The sequence below is a fragment of the Bacillus cereus group sp. Bc010 genome (assembly GCF_027716745.1).
Lineage (GTDB): Bacteria > Bacillota > Bacilli > Bacillales > Bacillaceae_G > Bacillus_A > Bacillus_A pacificus.
In genome coordinates this window covers 1-705 of record NZ_JAQFUY010000108.1, presented here as the reverse complement: position 1 = coordinate 705, position 705 = coordinate 1, and the positions used below count along the sequence as shown (strand labels likewise).

The following is a 705-nucleotide window of genomic DNA, read 5'->3' as shown; positions in this document are numbered from 1 at the left end:
CCGATACGATAAACTTAACTAAATCTATACAATTCAATCAAATTTACACAAGTTAGTGCTTCATCGTGTTCTCGCAACCCCAAAGGGACGAGGGGTATAACACTCCACACGAGGCAGTATCGTTACCTCCTATTATCAAGCATTTAATTTTACCCATCTTGATAAATTTATCGCAGCATTTACATCCCGATCGTGATGGCTATTGCATGAAGCACAACACCACTCACGTATTTTTAAACTCCACTGTCCTTCTGGTTGAACTGAATGGTCGTATTTTACTCCGCAACATGAACAAATCTTACTTGAAGCGAACCATTTATCAGCTTTTACATACGCAATGCCATACTTCTCGCACTTGTATGATAAACATTGAAAGAAGAAGTTTAATTTTTGAGAGGAAAATGCTTTCGATAGTTTTTTGTTTTTTAACAGGTTTGAGATAGATAAGTCTTCCACAACAATCCTCATTGGTTTGGTTTTCACCAATTTAGCTGTTGCTTGATGGATATGGTTATTTCGGATATTCGTAATTTTCCTAGATAACCGCAGGTGTTCAGCTTTCGCTTTTTCATATCCGGCAGATTGAATTTTTACACCTTTTTTAAATCTCCTAGACATATCTCTTTGTGCTGACTTTTTCCTTTTCAAAAGCTTTTTAACCTTGGCATCTTTGTTTATATTTCGTTCTTTCATACCATTAGAAGC

1 protein-coding gene is annotated in these 705 nt (G+C 36.2%); it reads right to left on the bottom strand.

The window, feature by feature from the left end; translation table 11 throughout:
• Window positions 1-135: 135 nt before the first annotated feature.
• A partial coding sequence (locus PDQ68_RS28605) for an RNA-guided endonuclease InsQ/TnpB family protein (protein ID WP_270787184.1) occupies window positions 136-705 on the bottom strand: 570 nt, incomplete at its 5' end.